Origin of the sequence: Halomonas sp. 3D7M, from assembly GCF_014897885.1 — a bacterium.
Classification (GTDB): domain Bacteria; phylum Pseudomonadota; class Gammaproteobacteria; order Pseudomonadales; family Halomonadaceae; genus Vreelandella.
In genome coordinates, this window is record NZ_JABUZF010000209.1 from 1 (window position 1) to 1,786 (window position 1,786).

At 53.4% G+C, this 1,786-nt stretch carries 3 protein-coding genes; all 3 read left to right on the plus strand.

Annotated features, from left to right (window positions below):
* Positions 1-257 (plus strand): acyl-CoA dehydrogenase family protein (locus tag INT22_RS11860; RefSeq protein WP_264298841.1); only part of this gene is annotated, 257 nt, incomplete at its 5' end.
* Positions 258-280: 23 nt separating this feature from the next.
* A complete protein-coding gene (locus INT22_RS11865; RefSeq protein ID WP_193068271.1) occupies positions 281-1,396 on the plus strand; it encodes an enoyl-CoA hydratase/isomerase family protein in 1,116 nt (371 codons plus the stop codon).
* 64 nt (positions 1,397-1,460) lie between these two features.
* Positions 1,461-1,786, plus strand: a 326-nt coding sequence (locus INT22_RS11870; protein WP_193068272.1) for an NAD(P)-binding domain-containing protein, incomplete at its 3' end; no start/stop codon positions are given.

Genomic DNA, 1,786 nt, shown 5'->3' on the forward strand with positions numbered 1-1,786 from the left:
CAGCCACTAAGCTGGATGCTGGTCACCCCGATGCGACTACCTACTGTGCGATGGCTAAGCGCTTTGCGACTGACGTCGGCTTCAAAGTGTGTGATGAAGCGCTGCAGCTCTATGGTGGCAACGGCTACATTAAAGAGTATCCAATGGAGCGCTATGTACGTGACTCCCGTGTACATCGTATTTTGGAAGGAACCAACGAAATCATGCGGCTGATTATTTCCCGCCGCGTGCTCTCTGATGGTGCCTCTGAGCTGTAGCCAACCACCACAAGGACAATGGAATGAGTAGCGTACTGTTTGCTGAACACGCCACCCAAGATGGCCATATTATCGGCGAGATCACCCTTAACGCCGAGCGTTCGCTGAATGCCCTGACGTTAGAAATGATTGAAGAGATCCTGCCGCGCTTGAAAGCGTGGCAAACCGACGAGCGAGTTGTCGCGGTTCTGCTGGACAGCGCCGGTGAAAAAGCGTTTTGCGCAGGGGGCGATGTCGTCAATCTGTATAAAGCGATTAAAGGTGACGGCGAACCAGACTTTCCTGAGCGCTTCTTTGAACACGAGTACCGCCTGGACTACCTGCTTCACACCTATCCCAAACCGGTTATTTGCTGGGGCAGCGGTATTGTAATGGGGGGGGGAATGGGGCTGCTCAGCGGTAGCAGCCACCGAATTGTGACAGAAACCTCTCGGCTGGCGATGCCAGAAGTGACGATTGGCCTTTACCCGGACGTTGGCGCTAGCTGGTTTTTAAACCGCCTGCCAAATGGTACTGGACGCTTTCTAGCCATGACCGGCAGCCAAATAAACGCCCCAGATGCCGTTCATCTCGGCCTTGCCGATCGTGCGATTGCTAGCCATTACCGCGCGGACCTGACGCAAAAACTGATGGATGCCACCTGGGGAGAAGGAAAGCAAACTGACGCCCATGGTGTCGTCAATCGCGTGCTGCGCGAATTTGAACAAGCCTCTCAAGAGGTATTTGCCGAGCTGGAATCGCCGGTTCAAAAATCCGCTGCCTTGATTCGTGAGCTAATGGATCATGATACGGTTGAGCAAACCGTGGATGCCGTGCTGGCGGTTCGTAGTGATGACAAATGGTTCAGCAAAGCGCAGAAAACGCTTTCCCACGGCAGCCCCGTATCAGTGAAACTGATTGATGAGCAGCTAAAGCGCGCCAAGCATATGTCGTTGGCTGAGGTGTTTCAGTTTGAGCTGGCACTTTCAGTGCAGTGTTGCCGTCATCAGGAATTCCCCGAAGGCGTACGTGCGCTGTTGGTCGATAAAGACGGTAAGCCTGCCTGGAAATACCCAGATGTCGCGTCCGTCGAACAAACTTTTATCGATGAGCTGCTGGCTTCGCCGTGGCAAACGAGCCCTCTGGCGGATCTTCACTAAGCTATTTCTTCAAACCATTTCCCCAACCCAATTCACCGTCAATTTTCGAATAAGGACAATAAAGATGACCACTGTCGCGTTTATCGGTTTAGGTAATATGGGTGGCCCCATGGCGGCCAACTTGGCGAAAGCGGGCTTTAACGTTCGCGCGTTCGACCTTTCTGAACAAGCCTTGGAAACGGCTAAATCCCAAGGCTGTGAAGTAGCAGTCTCTGCAAAAGCAGCGGCCACCGATGCAGACTTTATTATTTCCATGCTCCCCGCAGGCAAGCATGTACGTGGGCTGTATGTGGATGGCGACGAGCCGCTGTTTGATGTCATCAAAAAGAGCGCTCTAGTGATTGACTGCTCGACGATTGATGCGGATACCGCCCGCAGCGTTGCGGCCGC